Source organism: Pseudomonas sp. FW507-12TSA (assembly GCF_058781435.1).
This window is the reverse complement of the sequence record NZ_JBYSWT010000002.1, coordinates 305351-325547: the sequence shown is the minus strand read 5'-3', so window position 1 is coordinate 325547 and position 20197 is coordinate 305351. Positions and strand designations below refer to the sequence as shown.

Below are 20197 nucleotides of genomic sequence, written 5' to 3'. Positions count from 1 at the left end.
GACAAGTATTGTTTCCAAAAATTTAAAACACTCAAAACCCTAAACTAACCAACGACCGCCAAACAACTTATTTCCATCTAAATATTCATCTATTGAGTTTGTCGTCGACTGATCAAGTGGGCCTTTACTTCATCCGCATATGCGACCAGCCGCTCCTCGTCATCCTGGAACAACTGGCACATCCTCACCAGCGCATCGGCATCCGCACCATTGCCTGCCTGGCGCAGCAATTCAGCGATACGCCTGAGTTCCACCGCCGACCAGCGCAAGTCAGAAGCCGTGCCTTGCAGGTCACGCCGGAGACTCTGTTCCACATCGTTGAGCCGCATACTGATCTCCCTGGTTTTCGTCGATCCCCAACCCTGAACATGATAGGCCCTGCCCAGCAGGCTGCCAGGCTGCTCGCCAACCGGCGGTTGCTGGAAAGCTGGGCAGAAAAAACCGGAGCCCCGCGGGGCTCCGGATCGCCTACTCATATCAGGCAAGGATCAACGACACTTCGCCCTCATTTATCGCAAGTGGCGTGGTAGCGCCCCTTGGGATTCTTGTATGAGAAAGCGTGGCAGGTCTTGAGGCGGGTATCGGGGTCGGTGGATTTATAGACGTAGGCAGTTACATGCTGCTTGCCCTTGAACGGCTCAATGCCACCTATGTGCCAAAGACTTTTCTTCAGGTAGAGGTCAGTGTTGGCGATGCTGTTGTAGCCATTGGTGATGGATTCACTCGCCGAAAGGCTGAGGGTCTGGCGAATGGTCGTATTTTCTCCATCGGTGGACTTGGTCTCGAGCTGCACTTCGGTAATGGCATCCCAGGTGTTGCATTCCTCATCGCCACAGACATAAACCGCCGCCAGCGCATGGCTGGAAAGCACAGCCAGGCCCAGCGTCGAGGCCAGGGGAAACAGGTAGGATCTGAGCGTTTTCATTGGAGTCCCTCCCAATAGGAACTTGATAGGCGCAACGGTGAGTTAGGGTCTGGCCCTTACCCTGTACCGACGGCCTATTGGTAGCCAGGGGCAGGTACCGCTAACGACCTTATTCCCGCCCGTGTGGCGCTACCACGCGGAACCGCTTCCCCGACAAGCCGCCTGGTGTCCCCGAGCATTTGCCGGCCCCATGCAAAACGCCGCTGGTCTCACAATGAGCCAGCGGCGTTTTGGGTACGACGGTGTGCCTATGGCGGCCTGTCACGACCGCTCAGGGATTCAGAGCATGCTCCGGCCCTTGTTGGCGGCGATGCGCATGCGCAACGCATTGAGCTTGATGAAGCCTGCCGCGTCCGCCTGGTTATAGGCGCCGCCATCTTCTTCGAAGGTGGCGATGTTGGCGTCGAACAGCGAATCGTCGGACTTGCGGCCAGTGACGATGACGTTGCCCTTGTACAGCTTCAGGCGTACCACACCGTTCACGCTGGCCTGGGAGGCGTCGATCATCTGTTGCAGCATCAAGCGCTCCGGGCTCCACCAGTAACCGGTGTAGATCAGGCTGGCGTACTTGGGCATCAGCTCGTCCTTGAGGTGCGCCACTTCACGGTCCAGGGTGATGGACTCGATGGCACGGTGGGCCTTGAGCATGATGGTGCCGCCAGGAGTCTCGTAGCAGCCACGGGACTTCATGCCTACGTAGCGGTTCTCGACGATGTCCAGGCGACCGATGCCGTTCTCGCCGCCGATGCGGTTCAGGGTCGCCAGCACGGTGGCCGGGCTCATCTCGACGCCATCGATGGCGACGATGTCGCCGTTGCGGTAGGTCAGCTCGATGTAGGTCGGGGTATTGGGGGCCTTCTCCGGGGAGACGGTCCAGCGCCACATGTCTTCTTCGTGCTCGGTCCAGGTATCTTCCAGCACACCGCCTTCATAGGAGATGTGCAGCAGGTTGGCGTCCATGGAATACGGGGACTTCTTCTTGCCATGGCGCTCGATCGGGATGGCGTGCTTCTCGGCGTAGTCCATCAGCTTCTCGCGGGACAGCAGGTCCCATTCGCGCCAAGGGGCGATCACCTTCACGCCGGGCTTCAAGGCATAGGCGCCGAGTTCGAAACGCACCTGGTCGTTGCCCTTGCCGGTAGCGCCGTGGGAGATGGCGTCGGCGCCGGTCTCGTTGGCGATCTCGATCAGGCGCTTGGCGATCAGCGGACGGGCGATGGAGGTACCCAGCAGGTACTCGCCTTCATAGACGGTATTGGCGCGGAACATCGGGAAGACGAAGTCACGCACGAATTCTTCGCGCAGATCGTCGATATAGATCTCTTTGACACCCATGGCTTGTGCCTTGGCGCGGGCCGGTTCGACCTCCTCGCCCTGGCCCAGGTCAGCAGTGAAAGTCACTACTTCACAGTTGTAGGTATCCTGCAGCCACTTGAGGATCACCGAAGTGTCCAGGCCGCCCGAATACGCGAGAACGACCTTCTTAACGTCCGCCATGCCATCACTCCACGGGGTTGTACGGAAAGCCGTCGAGTCTACCGGTCAATGCGGATAATTTACAGAGGGGCGACAGCTTATGACGCCCAGGCGACAAAATATGTCAGGCGGGCGACGATGAAAACCGGGTCAGGAAGTGGCCGCAGCCCCCGCCTCGGAGGCCGCCTGGGGCGCCGGGGCAGGTTTCTCGGCGGGGGCGACCCGTTCCAGATGCACGTTGACCCGACGATTCTTGGCCCGGTTGGCGGCATTGGTATTGGGTGCCAATGGATAGCGTTCACCATGGAAACGCACGACGATCTGGTTTTCGGCCAGGCCATTGGCCTTGAAGAACTCCATCACCGCCAGGGCCCGGCGCCGCGACAGGTCACGGTTGGTCAGGCGATTGCCGCTGTTGTCCGAGTGGCCATCGAGCTCAATGTGATTGACCGTCGGGTCGGCCTTGATGAAGTCCACCATGACCTGCAGCTTGGCCTTGGCCCGGGCATCGAGTTCGATACCACCTCCAGGGAAACCGATCTCGGCCTGCTTGATCTGGTCGTAGTTCATCGGCAGCAACTTGGTCATGCAGGTCTGATAGTCGCCATAGGCCTTGCTGAACTTCACCGGTAGCAGGCGAACCTCGGACACGCCGCCTTCGCGGGAGTAGTGACGGACCACCGGGCTGCGCCCTTCCAGCAAGCCGATGATCAGGCGGCCAGCCTGCATCTGGTTGCTGTTGAACAACACGCCATCGGTGCCCGCCTTGACCGCCCCGAGGCTGATGTCGCCACGGCCGGGCTGCCAAGGCGCGGCAGCCGCGAGCAGGGTCGCCGAGCCACCGGCCTGCATCGGGTTGAAACTCTTGAGGCGGAAGATCGCTTGTTCGCCGGCCCGGCGCACGAATTCACCAGAACCGAAATCGGTCACCGGCTGGATCAAGCGGCATTCGAACTTGTCGCCTTCGACCGTCCACTCAATGCTCTCCAGGCGAGTCTGGAAAGTGAGAGCCATCGCGGGCAGGCTGGCAAACACACTGAGCAAGGCTAGATAACGCTGGCGCACGGGAGGCTCCACTGACGTGTACAACAGAAAAATCGACAGGCGTGAATACGCCATACCATCGGGCTATCGGTCGCTCTGAGCAAAACTTGATAGCGAGTGCCTGCAAGAGTCTTTTCCGGTAGCATTCCCCCCTAGTTTTACCCGCCTGGAACCTCCCATGTCCGACCGCCTGACCCTATTGCGTCCCGACGACTGGCATATCCATCTTCGCGATGGTGCCGTGTTGCCCAATACAGTCGCAGATGTCGCGCGCACCTTTGGCCGCGCGATCATCATGCCCAACCTGGTGCCTCCAGTGCGCAATGCCGCACAAGCCGACGCCTATCGCCAGCGCATCCTCGCCGCGCGCCCGGCCGGCAGCCGCTTCGAGCCGCTGATGGTGCTCTACCTCACCGACCGTACCCAGCCGGACGAGATCCGCGAAGCCAAGGCCAGCGGCTTCGTGCACGCCGCCAAGCTGTATCCGGCCGGCGCGACCACCAACTCGGACTCGGGGGTGACCAGCATCGACAAGATCTTCCCGGTACTCGAAGCCATGGCCGAAGTCGGCCTGCCGCTGCTGGTCCACGGTGAAGTGACCCACGGCGACATCGATGTCTTCGACCGCGAGAAGATCTTCATCGACGAACACATGCGGCGCGTGGTCGAACGCTTCCCGACACTGAAGGTGGTGTTCGAACACATCACCACCGCCGATGCAGTGCAGTTCGTCAAGGAAGCCCCGGCCAACGTCGGCGCCACCATCACCGCGCATCACCTGCTCTATAACCGCAACCACATGCTGGTAGGCGGGATTCGCCCGCACTTCTATTGCCTGCCGATCCTCAAGCGCAACGTCCACCAGCACGCCCTGCTGGATGCTGCTACCAGCGGTAGCGAGAAGTTCTTCCTCGGCACCGACTCCGCGCCTCACGCCCAGCATGCCAAGGAAGCCGCCTGCGGTTGTGCCGGCTGCTATACCGCGTTTGCCGCCATCGAGTTGTACGCCGAGGCCTTTGAACAACGCAATGCGCTGGACAAGCTGGAAGCCTTCGCCAGCCTCAATGGCCCACGCTTCTATGGCCTGCCGGCCAACACCGACCGTATCACCCTGGTTCGTGAAGAATGGACCGCCCCCGCCAGCCTGCCGTTCGGCGAGCTGACTGTCATTCCGCTGCGCGCCGGGGAAAAACTGCGCTGGCGCCTGCTGGAGGATCACTCGTGAGTGACGAACATTTCGACGATGAACAAGAAGGCAGCGGTGGCCCTCGCCACCCCATGGCCGCACGCTTTCGCGGCTACCTGCCAGTTGTCGTCGACGTAGAGACCGGCGGCTTCAACTGCGCCACCGACGCCCTGCTGGAAATCGCCGCCACTACCATCGGCATGGACGAAAAAGGCTTCGTGTTCCCCGAGCACACCTACTTCTTCCGGGTCGAGCCTTTCGAGGGAGCGAACATCGAGCCGGCGGCCCTGGAGTTCACCGGGATCAAGCTCGATCACCCCCTGCGCATGGCCGTCAGCGAAGAGACCGCCCTCACGGATATCTTCCGCGGGGTGCGCAAGGCCTTGAAGGCCAACGGTTGCAAGCGCGCGATCCTGGTCGGCCATAACAGCAGCTTCGACCTGGGCTTCCTCAACGCCGCCGTGGCGCGCCTGGACATGAAGCGCAACCCGTTCCATCCGTTCTCCAGCTTCGACACCGCCACCCTGGCGGGCCTGGCGTACGGTCAGACGGTACTGGCCAAGGCCTGCCAGAGCGCAGACATCGACTTCGACGGTCGCGAGGCACACTCGGCGCGCTACGACACCGAGAAGACCGCCGAGCTGTTTTGCGGCATTGTCAACCGCTGGAAGGAAATGGGCGGCTGGCAGGACTTCGACGACTGAAGATCCGCTGCATAAAAAAACCGGCCCTGAGGCCGGTTTTTTTATGCGAGATGCCAGGCCTTACAGCTTGCCGGCGTTCTCGGTCAGGTAGGCAGCAACGCCTTCTGGCGAAGCGGTCATGCCTTTGTCGCCTTTTTTCCAGTTGGCAGGGCAGACTTCGCCGTGCTCTTCGTGGAATTGCAGGGCATCGACCAGACGGATCAGCTCTTCCATGTTACGGCCCAGTGGCAGGTCGTTGACGATCTGCGAGCGAACCACGCCCTTGTCGTCGATCAGGAAGGCACCACGGAAAGCCACGCCGCCTTCGGACTCTACGTCGTAGGCCTTGGCGATTTCGTGCTTCATGTCGGCAGCCATGATGTATTGAACCTGACCGATGCCGCCGGCATTGATCGGGGTGTTACGCCAGGCGTTGTGGGTGAAGTGCGAGTCGATCGACACGGCGATCACTTCCACGTTGCGTGCCTTGAAGTCAGCCATGCGGTGGTCCAGAGCGATCAGCTCGGACGGGCAGACGAAGGTGAAGTCCAGCGGGTAGAAGAACACCAGGCCGTATTTGCCTTTGATGGCCGAGGACAGGGTGAAGCTGTCGACGATTTCGCCATTGCCGAGAACGGCCGGGACGGTGAAGTCAGGGGCTTGTTTGCCTACGAGAACGCTCATTGGATATCTCCTGGTGTGGACGTACTGATGGAAGAAGGGGACCGGCCTGGAGTCTGTCATTTTGATACGACAGCTGCATGTCCTGCCCCCGCTTCGCATGAACCGAGCATCATACACGGCGTTTTTAAGCTGTCCTTAGTGGTTTTTTCCCAAGCTGGCCCACAAGGCGAAAAATACCGCTTATCTGTCATTAACGGGAGCAAAAGCCATTCGTCACCCCGACGGAAAATCGCAGGAAATGCTGTCGAAACCACTTTGACAATCATTCTCGTTAACATTAAGATCCATCGCAATTGAGCCCTAACCAGCGACGGTTCTCATCTTATGTATGTCTGCCTCTGCACCGGTGTCACCGACGGCCAAATCCGCGAAGCGATCTACGAAGGTTGCTGCAGCTACCGTGAAGTGCGCCAGGCGACCGGCGTTGCCAGCCAATGTGGCAAATGTGCTTGCCTGGCCAAGCAGGTAGTCCGCGAGACGCTGACCGAATTGCAGACCGCCCAAGCAGCGATTCCCTATCCTGTGGAATTCAGCATCGCCTGATTTAAATACCCAGATTCAAGAACCGGACCTAGTGTCCGGTTTTTTTGTGCCTGCAATTCAATTGCTTAGGTGCAAAACGCGGAACACAAACATTCTTATTCCGATTAATTTTTATATATTATTCAATAACTTAGGTTTGACAGTAATCTATATGCGGCTCAGACTCTGCCCATGTTCAACTAATTAAAGGGCAGGACCCCATCATGAAAGGCGACATTACAGTCATCCAGCATCTCAATAAAATCCTTGCCAATGAACTGGTCGCGATCAATCAGTACTTCCTGCATGCCCGCATGTATGAAGATTGGGGCCTGAACAAGCTGGGCAAGCACGAGTACCACGAGTCCATCGACGAGATGAAGCATGCGGACAAGCTGATCAAGCGCATCCTCTTCCTCGAAGGCCTGCCCAACGTCCAGGACCTGGGCAAGCTGCACATCGGCGAACACACCAAGGAAATGCTCGAGTGCGACCTGCGCATCGAGCGTACCGGCCATGCCGACCTCAAGGCAGCGATCGCCCACTGTGAATCGGCCGGCGACTTCGGCAGCCGTGAACTGCTGGAAGATATTCTCGAATCCGAAGAAGAACATATCGACTGGCTGGAAACTCAACTAGGCCTGATCGATAAAGTTGGTATCGAGAACTATCTGCAATCGCAAATGGGTGACGAGTAACTTAACTCGTAATACTCCCGACAATAAAAAGCCCCGCTTCTTTCCAGAAGCGGGGCTTTTTGCATTACGTGGATATATTCACGCAATGCGCAGGAGCGAGTGCTCTCGCTCCTGCAAGGCAACCTGGATCAGGCTTCAGTCTTGGCTGCGGCTGCTTTCTCGGCAGCGGCCTTGATCAGGGTCTGCAGCTCACCGTTGGCGAACATCTCCGCCATGATGTCGCTGCCACCGACCAGCTCACCATCGACCCACAGTTGCGGGAAGGTTGGCCAGTTGGCGTACTTGGGCAGGTTGGCGCGAATTTCCGGGTTCTGCAGGATGTCCACGTAAGCGAACTTCTCGCCACAACCCATCACGGCCTGCGCGGCTTTCGCGGAGAAGCCACACTGTGGGGCATTCGGCGAGCCTTTCATGTAAAGCAGAATGGTGTTGTTGGCAATCTGCTCTTTAATAGTTTCGATGATATCCATGGAACACCTCGGCTGAACTTTCCGACTCTGTTGTCGGCACGGTGGCGCATTGTAACGGAATCCTGAGCGCGCTGCTTGGCCTCTCCGACAGACATCTCAGGCCGCCACTACCTTGACCGGCACGCCATTGAGCGCCGCATTCCCCGACAATGCATCCAGATGGCGCTCATCGGTCAAGTCATTGGCGCTGCAGCCTGGTTGTCCGCTGGCGATCTCCATCTGCACACCCGGGCGGGCGTGCCCCCAGCCGTGGGGCAGGCTCACGACTCCCGGCATCATATCGGCGCTGGCCAGTACCTCGACCTCCACCGTGCCAACCCGGGAACTGATGCGTACTCGCTGGCCATCGCGCAAGCCACGCTGGGTCAAGTCTTGCGGATGCATCAGCAATTGATGGCGCGGCTTGCCTTTGACTAGGCGATGATAATTGTGCATCCAGGAATTGTTGCTGCGCACATGCCGCCGCCCGATCAGCAGCAGCTCATCCACCTGCGGTACAGGCTGTGCGGCAAAACGTTGCAGGTCTGCCATGATCGCCGCTGGCGCTGCCTGGATCCGTCGGTTCTCGGTCTTCAGGCGTTGCGCCAGGTTCGGCTGCAATGGCCCCAGGTCGATGCCGTGGGGATGCAGGTCCAGGGTGGCCAGGGATAGCTTGAGCGGCGCACCGTCGCCATAAGGTCCGGCACGCAACCCCAGGTCGATCATCTGCGCCGGAGCCATGGTCGGCTTGAGGCTGTTGCCGGTTCTCGCGGCGAACGCCTTGGCCAGGCCGACGAAGATTTCCCAATCGTGCAAAGCCCCCTCGGGCTTGGGCAATATCGCCCGGTTGAAACGACTGACGTTACGCACCGCGAACATGTTGAACGTGGTGTCGTAGTGGTCATTCTCCAGCGCCGAAGTGGACGGCAGGATCAGGTCCGCATAACGGGTGGTTTCGTTGATGTACAGATCGATGCTGACCATGAACTCCAGGCCGTCCAGGGCCTGCTCCAGGCGTCGGCCATTGGGCGTGGACAGCACCGGGTTGCCCGCCACCGTGACCAGGGCCCGGACCTGTCCCTCGCCCTCGGTGAGCATCTCTTCGGCCAAGGCTGATACCGGCAGCTCGCCGCCGTATTCGGGAAGTCCGGATACCCGGCTCTGCCAGGCATTGAAGTGACCGCCCGAGGTCGCCGCCACCAGGTCCAGTGCCGGCTCGGTACACAGCGCGCCGCCCACCCGGTCGAGGTTGCCGGTGACCAGGTTGAGCAATTGCAGCAACCAATGGCACAGCGTGCCGAAGGCCTGGGTCGAGACGCCCATGCGTCCATAGCAGACCGCCCTGTCGGCACTGGCGAACTCCCTGGCCAACTGGCGGATCTGCGGCGCCGGGATCGCGCACAACGGGCTCATGGCCTCCGGGGTGAAAGGGGAAATCGCCTCCCGCACCTGCGCCAATCCATCCACCTGCAGATGACTGTCGCGCATCGGGCCGTCCAAGAAAATGCTGTTCAGCAGGCCGAACAGCAAGGCCACGTCGCCCCCGGGGCGAATGAACAGATGCTGGTCGGCCATCGCCGCCGTCTCGCTGCGCCGTGGATCGATCACCACCACCTTGCCGCCCCGGGCCTGGATCGCCTTCAGGCGCTTCTCCACGTCGGGCACGGTCATGATGCTGCCATTGGAAGCCAGGGGATTGCCGCCGAGAATCAGCATGAAGTCGGTGTGATCGATATCGGGAATCGGCAACAGCAGGCCGTGGCCATACATCAAGTAGCTGGCCAGGTGCTGGGGCAACTGGTCCACCGAAGTGGCGGAGAAACGGTTGCGGCTCTTGAGCTGGCCGAGGAAGTAGTTGCTATGGGTCATCAGCCCATAGTTATGCACGCTGGGATTGCCCTGGTAGGTGGCCACCGCATCCTTGCCATGGCGCTGCTGGATATCCGCCAGGCGCTCGGCCACCAGGGCGAAGGCCTCATCCCATTCGATCGGCTGCCATTCATTGCCGACCCGCCGCACCGGATGGCGCAGGCGATCCGGATCATCCTGGATGTCTTGCAGGGCCACGGCCTTGGGGCAGATATGGCCACGGCTGAAGCTGTCCTGGGGGTCGCCCTTGATCGAGGTGATCCGCGGGCCGCTTCCCGGCTCTTCGGTGATTTCCAGGGTCAGGCCGCAGATGGCTTCGCACAGGTGGCAGGCACGGTGATGGAGAGTCTTGGTCATGGCCAGTCTCTATTGTTCGACGACACCTGCGATCAGGCATCGGAAGCCAGGACTATGGCGTCAGTCCACCAGGCACGCCAGGGATGTTCGTCCCATGAATCCACGACCATCAACCCGGGACATGCTCGCCACCCTCAGTTGGGCGGCAGCCTGGGCAGGCTGTCCATGGACACCGGCACTCTCGATTCCGCTGGTCCTTGTCCGGGATAAGTGCCCGACAACTGGGCAAGCAGGCGCCAATGTTCATCGAGGCCGGCACTGAGGGTCATCATCCGATCGATCATCTTGCGCGCCGCGTCCCGGGTCACCTGGTCATCGCTGCGCAGCAGTTCGAAGGAAAATGTGGTCACCGAGGCCGTCATGTCGGTAAGGGCCCGGGCCGTGAGCCCCAACAGCGTCATAAGTTGTTGCTCCCTGGACTCCATCGCACACGCTTCCCGGCTGCTGATCCGCCTTTATAACCCCAGCACTTTGCATTAGGAAATGTTTCAGGTTGGCGACCGAGGCTCACCTGGCCGGCAGATCCCCGGCCCATGGGTCAGAAAGCGACCCCGGCCCCGCGGGCAGCGTCCCTTCGATTGCCAAGCCGTGCCGGGGCAGTGTACAAATGCCCGGCTGCTGCCTGGAAACTGATCTTGAAAATGCCGACGCGTTCGCGTCCCGGCTCCTGTGAACACCCTTGATCGCCGTAGCACTATTGGTAATACGCGACATTTAATTATAAGATCGCGCCTTCCCCATTTCGTCGCCCCGTGCGGCTTCCGCCGCAGGTCCAGCCTATTGTTCGATAAAACAAGGCCTAGAGAATCTGCGGTCCGTGGCAAAAAGGTAGTTAATGATGAGCGCAAGGCACTTTCTCTCCCTGATGGATTGCACGCCCGATGAGCTGGTCAGTGTGATCCGTCGAGGCGTCGAGCTGAAGGACCTGCGTAACCGCGGCGTACTCTTCGAGCCCTTGAAGAATCGTGTGCTGGGCATGATCTTCGAAAAGTCCTCGACCCGTACCCGCCTGTCCTTCGAAGCCGGCATGATCCAACTGGGCGGCCAGGCGATCTTCCTGTCGCCACGCGATACCCAACTGGGACGCGGCGAACCCATCAGCGATTGCGCCATCGTCATGTCGCGCATGCTCGACGCCGTGATGATCCGCACCTTCGCCCACAGCACCCTGACCGAGTTCGCGGCCAACTCCCGCGTCCCGGTGATCAACGGCCTGTCCGATGACCTGCATCCCTGCCAACTGCTGGCCGACATGCAGACCTTCCTCGAGCATCGCGGCTCGATCCAGGGCAAGACCGTGGCCTGGATCGGCGACGGCAACAACATGTGCAACAGCTATATAGAAGCGGCCATCCAGTTCGACTTCCAACTGCGCATCGCCTGCCCGGAAGGTTATGAACCCAACCCAAGGTTCGTCGCCCAGGCCGGCGAGCGCGTGACCATCGTCCGCGACCCTCGGGAAGCGGTACAGGGCGCCCATCTGGTGAGCACCGACGTCTGGACCTCCATGGGCCAGGAAGAGGAAACCGCCAAGCGCCTCGAGCTGTTCGCCCCGTTCCAGGTCAACCGGGCCCTGCTCGACCTGGCAGCACCGGATGTGGTGTTCATGCACTGCCTGCCCGCCCACCGCGGCGAAGAAATCAGCCTCGACCTGCTGGACGATCCACGTTCGGTGGCTTGGGACCAGGCGGAAAACCGCCTCCACGCACAAAAGGCCCTGCTCGAGTTCCTCGTCGAGCCGGCGTACCACCACGCATGAGCCAACCATTGCTACTGAACCTGCGCAACCTGGCTTGCGGCTACCAGGACCAGCGCGTGGTGCAGAATCTCAACCTGCACCTCAACGCCGGTGACATCGGCTGCCTGCTGGGCTCCTCCGGTTGCGGCAAGACCACCACCCTGCGGGCCATCGCCGGCTTCGAACCGGTGCACGAAGGGGAAATCCAGCTGGCCGGGGAAACCATTTCCAGCGCTGGCTTCACCCTGGCCCCGGAAAAACGCCGGATCGGCATGGTGTTCCAGGACTACGCGCTGTTTCCGCACCTATCGGTGGCGGACAACATCGCCTTCGGCATCCGCAAGCATCCGCAGAAGGACCGGGTAGTCGCCGAACTGTTGGAACTGGTCAACCTCAAGCAACTGGGCCAGCGCTTCCCCCACGAGCTGTCCGGCGGCCAGCAACAGCGGGTGGCCCTGGCCCGCGCCCTGGCTCCCGAACCGCAGTTGCTGCTGCTCGACGAACCCTTCTCCAACCTCGATGGCGAACTGCGTCGCAAGCTCAGTCATGAGGTGCGCGATATCCTCAAGACCCGCGGCACCAGCGCCATCCTGGTTACCCACGACCAGGAAGAAGCGTTCGCCGTGAGCGACCAGGTAGGGGTATTCAAGGAAGGCCGACTGGAGCAGTGGGACACACCCTACAACCTCTACCACGAGCCACAGACTCCTTACGTCGCCAGCTTCATCGGCCAGGGCTATTTCATTCGTGGCCAGTTGAGCAGCCCGGAGTCGGTGCAGACCGAACTGGGAATGCTGCAGGGCAACCGTGCCTACACCTGGCCGACCGGCGGCGCGGTGGACGTGCTGCTGCGCCCGGACGACATCGTCCACGCACCGGACAGCACCCTCAAGGCCCGGGTAGTGGGCAAGACCTTCCTCGGCGCCTCGACCCTCTATCGCCTGCAACTGCCCACCGGCAGCCAGCTGGAGTCGATCTTCCCGAGCCACGCCGACCACCAGGTCGGAGCCGATGTAGGCATCCGCGTGGCCGCCGAACACCTGGTGCTGTTCCAGGCCTCGGGCAGCACCGCCGCACAGATCGCTGCAAACGATTCGGGCGTGCGCCGCTACAGCAACGCCCACTGACGCAAAAAGCCGGCTGCCGCACAACACGGCAGCCGACCTTGCATTCACGTCTCCCGGTTCAGTCTCGCCCGATATCGGCGAACTTGGCCTGGGTATGCTCGGCCAGCACCGCTGCCGACAACTCCACCTCCAGACCACGACGACCGGCACTGACGAAGATACTGGCAAAGGGCTGTGCGCTGTTGTCGATGAAGGTACGCAAGCGCTTCTTCTGCCCCAGCGGGCTGATCCCCCCCAGCAAATAGCCGGTGGCACGCTGGGCAGCGGCCGGATCGGCCATCTCGGCTTTCTTCACCCCCGCCGCATGGGCCAGGGCCTTCAGGTCGAGACTGCCCACGACCGGCACCACCGCTACCAGCAACTCGCCCTTTTCGCTACTGGCCAGCAAGGTCTTGAACACCTGTGCCGGGTCCAGGCTGAGTTTCTCCGCCGCTTCCAGGCCGTAGGAGGCCGCCTTGGGATCGTGTTCATAACTGTGGATGCGATGTTCGGCGCGAACTTTTTTCAGCAGGTCCAGTGCAGGGGTCATGGCAGCTCCAGGGCAATGATGAAAGGCAAAACAAAGCACCCGGATTTTAGGTTATTCGTCGACAAAAGGCTCTATTCCGAGCCTTGAAAACCAACGCCCCACCACGACCGCGCGACCATCGCTGTCAGTCTTGGCACAACCCCCGAAAAGCATTCATTTGACTGATATCTATAAAATGACCACTCGTTCACTTTCGACCTTTGACAGCGGTGTTTCTTGTCTATATTTTTTCGTTTCTGAATATCATGCGGTAGATCCAAGTTGGCACCCAGTAGCAAGACGAGGCCGGAATGGGGATTCCGTCGTCGTTGGAAGTCGCGCTCCATGCCTTTTGCAGCAGCGCCAGACAACAACAAAAACCGAGGTTCACAATGACAACTGCTCTGCAACAACCATCGCTATCGGGCCAGTGCATCGCCGAGTTCCTGGGTACTGCGCTATTGATCTTCTTCGGTACCGGTTGCGTCGCCGCGCTCAAGGTCGCGGGCGCCAGCTTCGGCCTGTGGGAAATCAGCATCATCTGGGGGATCGGCGTGAGCATGGCGATCTACCTGACCGCCGGTGTTTCCGGCGCACACCTGAACCCCGCCGTGAGCATCGCCCTATGCCTGTTCGCCGACTTTGAAAAGCGCAAACTGCCGTTCTATATCCTGGCCCAGGTCGCTGGCGCCTTCTGCGCCGCCCTGTTGGTTTACACGCTGTACAGCAACCTGTTCTTCGATTTCGAACAAGCCCACCAGATGGTCCGTGGTTCCCAGGCGAGCCTGGAACTGGCCTCAGTGTTCTCCACCTTCCCCAATCCGGCCCTGAGCACCGCCCAGGCCTTCCTGGTGGAAGTGGTGATCACCGCGATCCTGATGGGCGTGATCATGTCCCTGACCGACGACAACAACGGCCTGCCGCGCGGCCCCATGGCACCGCTGCTGATCGGCCTATTGATCGCCGTGATCGGCAGCGCCATGGGCCCGCTGACCGGCTTTGCGATGAACCCGGCGCGGGACTTTGGTCCTAAACTGATGACGTTCTTCACCGGCTGGGGTGAAATCTCCTTCACCGGTGGCCGTGATATCCCGTATTTCCTGGTGCCAATCTTCGCCCCGATCCTGGGTGCCTGCCTCGGCGCAGCAGCCTATCGCGGCCTGATTGCCCGCCACCTGCCCGATGCCGCGCCGGCTGCGCAAACCGAACCAGCCGCTGACGGCAAGGTCAAGGCTTCCTGAATCCGCTGGCGCGGGATCCTGCCCGAATCGATCCCGCGCCTGTTTCCACTCCCTTATTTCGTCCAAGGCAATCGACATGACCGACATTCAGAATAAGAACTACATCATTGCCCTCGATCAGGGTACGACCAGCTCCCGAGCCATCATTTTCGATCGCGACGCCAACGTGGTCTGCACCGCCCAGCGCGAGTTCGCCCAGCACTACCCACAAGCCGGCTGGGTCGAGCATGACCCCATGGAAATCTTCGCCACCCAGAGCGCGGTGATGGTCGAGGCCCTGGCACAAGCCGGCCTGCACCATGACCAGGTGGCTGCCATCGGTATCACCAACCAGCGTGAAACCACCGTGGTCTGGGACAAGAACACCGGCCGCCCGGTCTACAACGCCATCGTCTGGCAATGCCGACGCAGCACCGAGATCTGCCAGCAACTCAAGCGTGACGGCCTGGAAGACTATATCCGCGAGACCACCGGCCTGGTCACCGACCCCTACTTCTCCGGCACCAAGCTCAAGTGGATCCTCGATAACGTCGAAGGCAGCCGCGAGCGGGCCCGCAACGGCGAACTGCTGTTCGGCACCATCGATAGCTGGCTGATCTGGAAATTCACCGGCGGCAAGACCCACGTCACCGACTACACCAACGCCTCGCGCACCATGCTCTTCAACATCCATACCCTGGAGTGGGACGCGAAGATGCTGGAAGTGCTGGACATCCCGCGCGAGATGCTGCCGGAAGTTAAGTCCTCCTCGGAAATCTACGGCCGTACCAAGAGCGGCATCGCCATCGGCGGTATCGCCGGCGACCAGCAAGCGGCGCTGTTCGGCCAGATGTGCGTCGAGCCGGGCCAAGCCAAGAACACCTACGGCACCGGCTGCTTCCTGCTGATGAACACCGGCGACAAGGCGGTGAAGTCCCAGCACGGCATGCTCACCACCATCGCCTGCGGCCCACGCGGCGAAGTGGCCTATGCCCTGGAAGGCGCGGTATTCAACGGCGGCTCCACCGTGCAATGGCTGCGTGACGAGCTGAAGATCATCAACGACGCCCACGACACCGAATACTTCGCCGGCAAGGTCAAGGACAGCAACGGCGTGTACCTGGTACCGGCCTTCACTGGCCTGGGCGCGCCCTACTGGGACCCCTACGCCCGTGGCGCGCTGTTCGGCCTGACCCGTGGCGTGCGCGTGGACCACATCATCCGCGCCGCCCTGGAATCCATCGCCTACCAGACCCGCGATGTACTCGACGCCATGCAACAGGACTCCGGCGAACGCCTCAAGGCCCTGCGCGTGGACGGCGGCGCCGTGGCCAACAACTTCCTCATGCAGTTCCAGGCCGACATTCTCGGCACCCAGGTGGAGCGTCCGCAAATGCGTGAAACCACCGCCCTGGGCGCCGCCTACCTGGCAGGCCTGGCATGCGGTTTCTGGGGCAGCCTGGAAGAACTGCGCGGCAAGGCCGTGATCGAGCGCGAGTTCGAACCACAACTGGCCGAAGCGGAAAAAGAAGAGCTGTATGCGGGCTGGAAGAAAGCCGTCAGCCGCACCCGCGACTGGGAACCCCACGACGAGGCCAAATAAGCCAGATCCTGGACTCCATCTCCAGGCAACCTGGGCAGCCCCCATGACCTGCGGGGCTGCGCAACGAACCGGCATAGCCGCATCCACCACCTGCCGCAGGTGAGGTGTGCGGACCGGTTTTCGAGGCACGGCACTCGCCGTCACCCGGCCTGGCAACTGGTAGGGAGCGGATTCCTGCGGCATCATGGGCAAATTTTGCACGGCAGCCCAAAGGAAGCCCCATGAATCTGCCTCCCCGTCAGCAGCAAATCCTCGATCTGGTCCGCGAGCGTGGCTACGTCAGCATCGAGGAATTGGCCCAGCTGTTCGTCGTCACCCCGCAGACCATCCGCCGCGATATCAACCAGCTGGCGGAAGCCAACCTGTTGCGTCGCTACCACGGTGGCGCGGCCTATGACTCCAGCGTAGAAAACACCGCCTACGCCATGCGCGCCGACCAGATGCGCGATGAGAAACAACGCATCGGCGAAGCCGTTGCCACCCAGATCCCCGACCATGCCTCGCTGTTCATCAACATCGGCACCACTACCGAATCCATCGCCCGCGCCCTGCTCAACCACAGCCACCTGAAGATCATCACCAACAACCTGCACGTGGCCTCGATGCTCAGTGCCAAGGATGATTTCGACGTGCTGCTGACCGGCGGCAATGTCCGGCGCGACGGCGGCGTGGTGGGCCAGGCCAGCGTCGACTTCATCAACCAGTTCAAGGTGGATTTCGCCCTGGTGGGCATCAGCGGCATCGACGAAGACGGCAGCCTGCTGGACTTCGACTACCAGGAAGTGCGGGTCTCCCAGGCGATCATCGCCAACGCCCGGCAAGTGATCCTGGCCGCCGACTCCAGCAAGTTCGGCCGCAACGCGATGATCCGCCTGGGCCCGATCAGCCTGATCGATTGCCTGGTGACCGACCAGCAACCGGTGCCGGCCCTGACCCAACTGCTCAACCAGCACAAGATCCGCCTCGAAGTGGTCTGAGACCGCCTCCCCCTCCCTGCACCGCTCGCGCATTCGAACGATATCCCGCCACCTGGCTGGGTATCGTCGCGCCTGCGTGCCCGCCGCCCGCCGGCACAGCAGCTACAGTTACCTCTCGGTAATGTTCGAAAACTTTCCTTTAGCGGTTTTCCGATCAGTTTTTTCAATCGAAACACGCTGGATGTACCGTTCCTTATCCGCTAATATTTTCGAAAATGAACATTAATGTTCGAATTCAAATATCAAAGCAACACGAGGCTTGCTGATGCCCACTTCTACCTTGCCCGCGCGCCCTCTCTCCGAGGTTTACGATATCGCCGTCATTGGCGGTGGGATCAATGGTGTTGGAATTGCCGCGGATGCGGCGGGTCGCGGCCTGTCCGTGTTCCTTTGTGAAAAGGACGACCTGGCCAGCCACACCTCCTCCGCCAGCAGCAAGCTGATCCACGGTGGCCTGCGCTACCTGGAGCACTACGAATTCCGCCTGGTGCGCGAGGCCCTGGCCGAACGCGAGGTGTTGCTGGCCAAGGCCCCGCACATCGTCAAGCCGATGCGCTTCGTCCTGCCGCACCGCCCTCACCTGCGCCCGGCCTGGATGATCCGCGCCGGCCTGTTCCTCTACGATCACCTGGGCAAGCGCGAGAAGCTCGCCGGCTCGCGCGGCCTGAAGTTCGGTGCCGACAGCGCACTGCAAGCGCAGATCACCCGGGGCTTCGAGTATTCCGACTGCTGGGTCGACGACGCCCGCCTGGTGGTGCTCAACGCCATGTCCGCCCGTGAACATGGCGCCCACGTGCATACCCAGACCCGCTGCGTCAGCGCCCGTCGTAGCAAGGGCCTGTGGCAACTGGACCTGGAGCGTGCCGACGGCAGCCTGTTCTCCATCACCGCCAAGGCCTTGGTGAATGCCGCCGGCCCTTGGGTCGCCAAGTTCATCAAGGACGACCTGAAGCTGGAATCGCCCTACGGCATCCGCCTGATCCAGGGCAGCCACCTGATCGTGCCCAAGCTGTACGAAGGCGAGCACGCGCATATCCTGCAGAACGAGGACCAGCGCATCGTCTTCACCATTCCCTACCTCGACCAGTTCACCCTGATCGGCACCACCGACCGCGAATACACCGGCGATCCGGCCAAGGTGGCGATCACCGAGGGGGAAACCGACTACCTGCTGCAAGTGGTCAACGCCCACTTCAAGAAACAACTGAGCCGCGACGACATCCTGCACACTTATTCCGGGGTTCGTCCGCTGTGCAACGACGAGTCCGACAACCCGTCGGCGGTCACCCGTGACTACACCCTGGCCCTGTCCGGCAATGGTGACGAGGCGCCCTTGCTGTCGGTGTTCGGCGGCAAGCTGACCACCTACCGCAAGCTGGCGGAATCGGCCATGGCCCAGCTGGCCCCTTACTTCAAGCACGCCAAGCCAAGCTGGACGGCCCAGGCCAGCCTGCCCGGCGGCGAGGACATGAGCACGCCGCAAGCCCTGGCCGAAGCCATCCGCAGCCAATACGACTGGGTGCCCAGCCAGATTGCACGGCGCTGGGCCACCACCTACGGCAGCCGCACCTGGCGCCTGCTGGAAGGCGTGCAAGACCTGGGCGACATGGGCGAACACCTGGGCGGCGGCCTCTACAGCCGCGAAGTGGACTACCTGTGCAGCGAGGAATGGGCGCTCAAGGCCGAGGACATCCTCTGGCGCCGCAGCAAGCTGGGGCTGTTCACCACCGAACAGGAACAGCAGCAACTGCGGGAATACCTGGAAAAAGTCGAGCACAATCGCGGCAAGATCAAGGCAGCTTGAATCTCTAGCCCAACCAGCCCCTGCACCTTGTGGTCCAGGGGCTTTTTTGTACCTGTACAGCGGACATCCGCGGCACCGAAGAGCTCAAGAGAGCCGATGCCGAACGTTCGGTTTTCCGAACGCTGCTTGCAGGGTGGTTCGGTTAACCGGATAGCCTGGCTAGGCGGGTTTCGTCATGAATATTTAATTCCCTTTAAAATCAAATAGTTGATCGTTATCTACTGGTCTGGCACGACTCATGCTCTACACTGTTCGACGAATGCCTGTCGTGCCAACACAACAGGAGCCGTCAAGGCATTCGCTGTATAAAAGAGCCGTCGAACTGGCTTCATAAAAAAAACAAATGTCGAGGAAATACTGATGCGCATCGTTCCCCAGCTGTTGGGCGCAGCTATCGCTGCAGCTCTGATTAGCACTCCAGTTCTCGCTGCCGAGCTCACCGGCACACTGAAGAAAATCAAAGAGTCCGGCACCATCACCCTCGGACATCGCGACGCTTCCATTCCGTTTTCCTATATCGCTGACGCTTCCGGCGTACCGGTCGGCTACTCCCACGACATCCAGCTGAAGATCGTCGAAGCGCTCAAGAAAGACCTCGACATGCCTGACCTCAAGGTCAAGTACAACCTGGTCACCTCCCAGACCCGTATCCCGCTGGTACAGAACGGCACCGTGGACGTCGAGTGCGGCTCCACTACCAACAACGTCGAGCGCCAGCAACAGGTCGACTTCTCGGTCGGCATCTTCGAGATCGGTACCCGCCTGCTGTCCAAGAAGGACTCCACCTACAAGGACTTCGCTGATCTGAAGGGCAAGAACGTGGTAACCACCGCCGGTACCACCTCCGAGCGTATCCTCAAGGCCATGAACGCCGACAAGCAGATGGGCATGAACGTGATCTCCGCCAAGGACCACGGCGAGTCGTTCCAGATGCTGGAATCGGGCCGTGCCGTCGCCTTCATGATGGACGACGCCCTGCTGGCCGGTGAGATGGCCAAGGCCAAGAAGCCTACCGACTGGGCCGTGACCGGTACCCCCCAGTCCTACGAAATCTACGGCTGCATGGTCCGCAAGGGTGATGCTCCCTTCAAGAAAGCCGTGGACGACGCCATCGTCGCTACCTACAAATCGGGCGAAATCAACAAGATCTACGACAAGTGGTTCCAATCGCCGATCCCGCCAAAAGGCCTGAACCTGATGTTCCCGATGAGCGACGAGCTCAAGGCCCTGATCGCCAATCCGACCGACAAAGCGGCTGACGACAAAAAGTCCTGATTCCTGACTAACCTTACTCCTGAGGGGGCCCTGGCCTCTTCAGGAGCCTGTC

Annotated in this window: 20 protein-coding genes; 11 read left to right on the top strand and 9 right to left on the bottom strand. The window is 60.8% G+C overall.

Going from position 1 to position 20197, the window contains the following annotated elements:
* Positions 1-89 precede the first annotated feature (89 nt).
* The 4 genes from AC3WK8_RS03660 to AC3WK8_RS03645 all read right to left on the bottom strand — a co-directional run bounded on the left by AC3WK8_RS03660 (position 90) and on the right by AC3WK8_RS03645 (position 3466).
* Positions 90-329, bottom strand: coding sequence for a hypothetical protein (locus AC3WK8_RS03660; RefSeq protein WP_085595272.1), 240 nt, complete (start codon positions 327-329; stop codon positions 90-92).
* 176 nt (positions 330-505) lie between these two features.
* Complete coding sequence (locus tag AC3WK8_RS03655) at positions 506-925, bottom strand: hypothetical protein (protein ID WP_103323966.1); 420 nt, start codon at positions 923-925, stop codon at positions 506-508.
* A gap of 279 nt (positions 926-1204) precedes the next feature.
* Positions 1205-2422, bottom strand: a complete 1218-nt coding sequence (locus AC3WK8_RS03650; RefSeq protein ID WP_103323967.1) for an argininosuccinate synthase — start codon at positions 2420-2422, stop codon at positions 1205-1207.
* 129 nt (positions 2423-2551) lie between these two features.
* Positions 2552-3466 carry a flagellar protein MotY gene (locus AC3WK8_RS03645; protein WP_085595117.1) on the bottom strand — a complete coding sequence of 305 codons (915 nt, stop codon included), beginning with the start codon at positions 3464-3466 and terminating at the stop codon, positions 2552-2554.
* A 157-nt stretch (positions 3467-3623) separates the two neighbouring features.
* Between AC3WK8_RS03645 and pyrC the strand changes: the two genes are divergently transcribed.
* Complete coding sequence (pyrC, locus tag AC3WK8_RS03640) at positions 3624-4670, top strand: dihydroorotase (RefSeq protein WP_053131679.1); 1047 nt, start codon at positions 3624-3626, stop codon at positions 4668-4670.
* Positions 4667-5335: a ribonuclease T gene (gene rnt / locus AC3WK8_RS03635; RefSeq protein ID WP_022640615.1), complete on the top strand. Its 669-nt coding sequence runs from the start codon at positions 4667-4669 to the stop codon at positions 5333-5335. The genes pyrC and rnt overlap by 4 nt, the downstream gene beginning before the upstream one ends.
* A gap of 60 nt (positions 5336-5395) precedes the next feature.
* Here the strand turns inward: rnt and AC3WK8_RS03630 are convergent, their stop codons facing one another.
* The gene (locus AC3WK8_RS03630) at positions 5396-5998 is read right to left on the bottom strand and encodes a peroxiredoxin (RefSeq protein WP_022640616.1); all 603 of its coding nucleotides are present in this window, start codon (positions 5996-5998) and stop codon (positions 5396-5398) included.
* Between the two features lie 324 nt (positions 5999-6322).
* On the opposite strand from AC3WK8_RS03630, the gene AC3WK8_RS03625 reads away from it, so the two are divergent.
* Positions 6323-6541: a bacterioferritin-associated ferredoxin gene (locus AC3WK8_RS03625; protein WP_103323968.1), complete on the top strand. Its 219-nt coding sequence runs from the start codon at positions 6323-6325 to the stop codon at positions 6539-6541.
* Positions 6542-6744: 203 nt separating this feature from the next.
* Positions 6745-7218 (top strand): bacterioferritin, encoded by a 474-nt coding sequence (gene bfr, locus AC3WK8_RS03620; protein WP_022640618.1) that lies wholly within the window; start codon positions 6745-6747, stop codon positions 7216-7218.
* A gap of 128 nt (positions 7219-7346) precedes the next feature.
* Here bfr and grxD read toward each other — a convergent pair whose 3' ends face one another.
* From grxD to plzR, 3 genes are all read right to left on the bottom strand, one after another.
* Positions 7347-7688, bottom strand: coding sequence for a Grx4 family monothiol glutaredoxin (gene grxD, locus AC3WK8_RS03615; RefSeq protein ID WP_022640619.1), 342 nt, complete (start codon positions 7686-7688; stop codon positions 7347-7349).
* 96 nt (positions 7689-7784) lie between these two features.
* Positions 7785-9893: a molybdopterin oxidoreductase family protein gene (locus AC3WK8_RS03610; RefSeq protein WP_103323969.1), complete on the bottom strand. Its 2109-nt coding sequence runs from the start codon at positions 9891-9893 to the stop codon at positions 7785-7787.
* Between the two features lie 134 nt (positions 9894-10027).
* Entirely contained in the window at positions 10028-10318 is a 291-nt protein-coding gene (plzR, locus tag AC3WK8_RS03605) for a PlzR type 4 pili assembly inhibitor (protein ID WP_085595113.1), read from the bottom strand.
* 413 nt (positions 10319-10731) lie between these two features.
* On the opposite strand from plzR, the gene argF reads away from it, so the two are divergent.
* Positions 10732-11652: an ornithine carbamoyltransferase gene (argF, locus tag AC3WK8_RS03600; protein WP_031320415.1), complete on the top strand. Its 921-nt coding sequence runs from the start codon at positions 10732-10734 to the stop codon at positions 11650-11652.
* Complete coding sequence (locus tag AC3WK8_RS03595) at positions 11649-12758, top strand: ABC transporter ATP-binding protein (RefSeq protein WP_031320416.1); 1110 nt, start codon at positions 11649-11651, stop codon at positions 12756-12758. Before argF ends, AC3WK8_RS03595 begins: the two co-directional genes overlap by 4 nt.
* Positions 12759-12816: 58 nt before the next feature.
* Here AC3WK8_RS03595 and ybaK read toward each other — a convergent pair whose 3' ends face one another.
* Positions 12817-13287 (bottom strand): Cys-tRNA(Pro) deacylase, encoded by a 471-nt coding sequence (gene ybaK, locus AC3WK8_RS03590; protein ID WP_022640623.1) that lies wholly within the window; start codon positions 13285-13287, stop codon positions 12817-12819.
* A 371-nt stretch (positions 13288-13658) separates the two neighbouring features.
* On the opposite strand from ybaK, the gene AC3WK8_RS03585 reads away from it, so the two are divergent.
* The 5 genes from AC3WK8_RS03585 to AC3WK8_RS03565 all read left to right on the top strand — a co-directional run bounded on the left by AC3WK8_RS03585 (position 13659) and on the right by AC3WK8_RS03565 (position 20145).
* Complete coding sequence (locus tag AC3WK8_RS03585; protein ID WP_031320417.1) at positions 13659-14507, top strand: MIP/aquaporin family protein; 849 nt, start codon at positions 13659-13661, stop codon at positions 14505-14507.
* Between the two features lie 76 nt (positions 14508-14583).
* On the top strand, positions 14584-16089 hold the full coding sequence (gene glpK / locus AC3WK8_RS03580) for a glycerol kinase GlpK (RefSeq protein ID WP_022640625.1): 1506 nt from the start codon (positions 14584-14586) through the stop codon (positions 16087-16089).
* A gap of 221 nt (positions 16090-16310) precedes the next feature.
* Entirely contained in the window at positions 16311-17066 is a 756-nt protein-coding gene (locus AC3WK8_RS03575; RefSeq protein ID WP_103323970.1) for a DeoR/GlpR family transcriptional regulator, read from the top strand.
* Between the two features lie 265 nt (positions 17067-17331).
* Positions 17332-18870: a glycerol-3-phosphate dehydrogenase gene (glpD, locus tag AC3WK8_RS03570; protein ID WP_085595111.1), complete on the top strand. Its 1539-nt coding sequence runs from the start codon at positions 17332-17334 to the stop codon at positions 18868-18870.
* Between the two features lie 360 nt (positions 18871-19230).
* The gene (locus tag AC3WK8_RS03565; protein WP_022640627.1) at positions 19231-20145 is read left to right on the top strand and encodes a glutamate/aspartate ABC transporter substrate-binding protein; all 915 of its coding nucleotides are present in this window, start codon (positions 19231-19233) and stop codon (positions 20143-20145) included.
* The last annotated feature ends 52 nt before the right edge of the window (positions 20146-20197 follow it).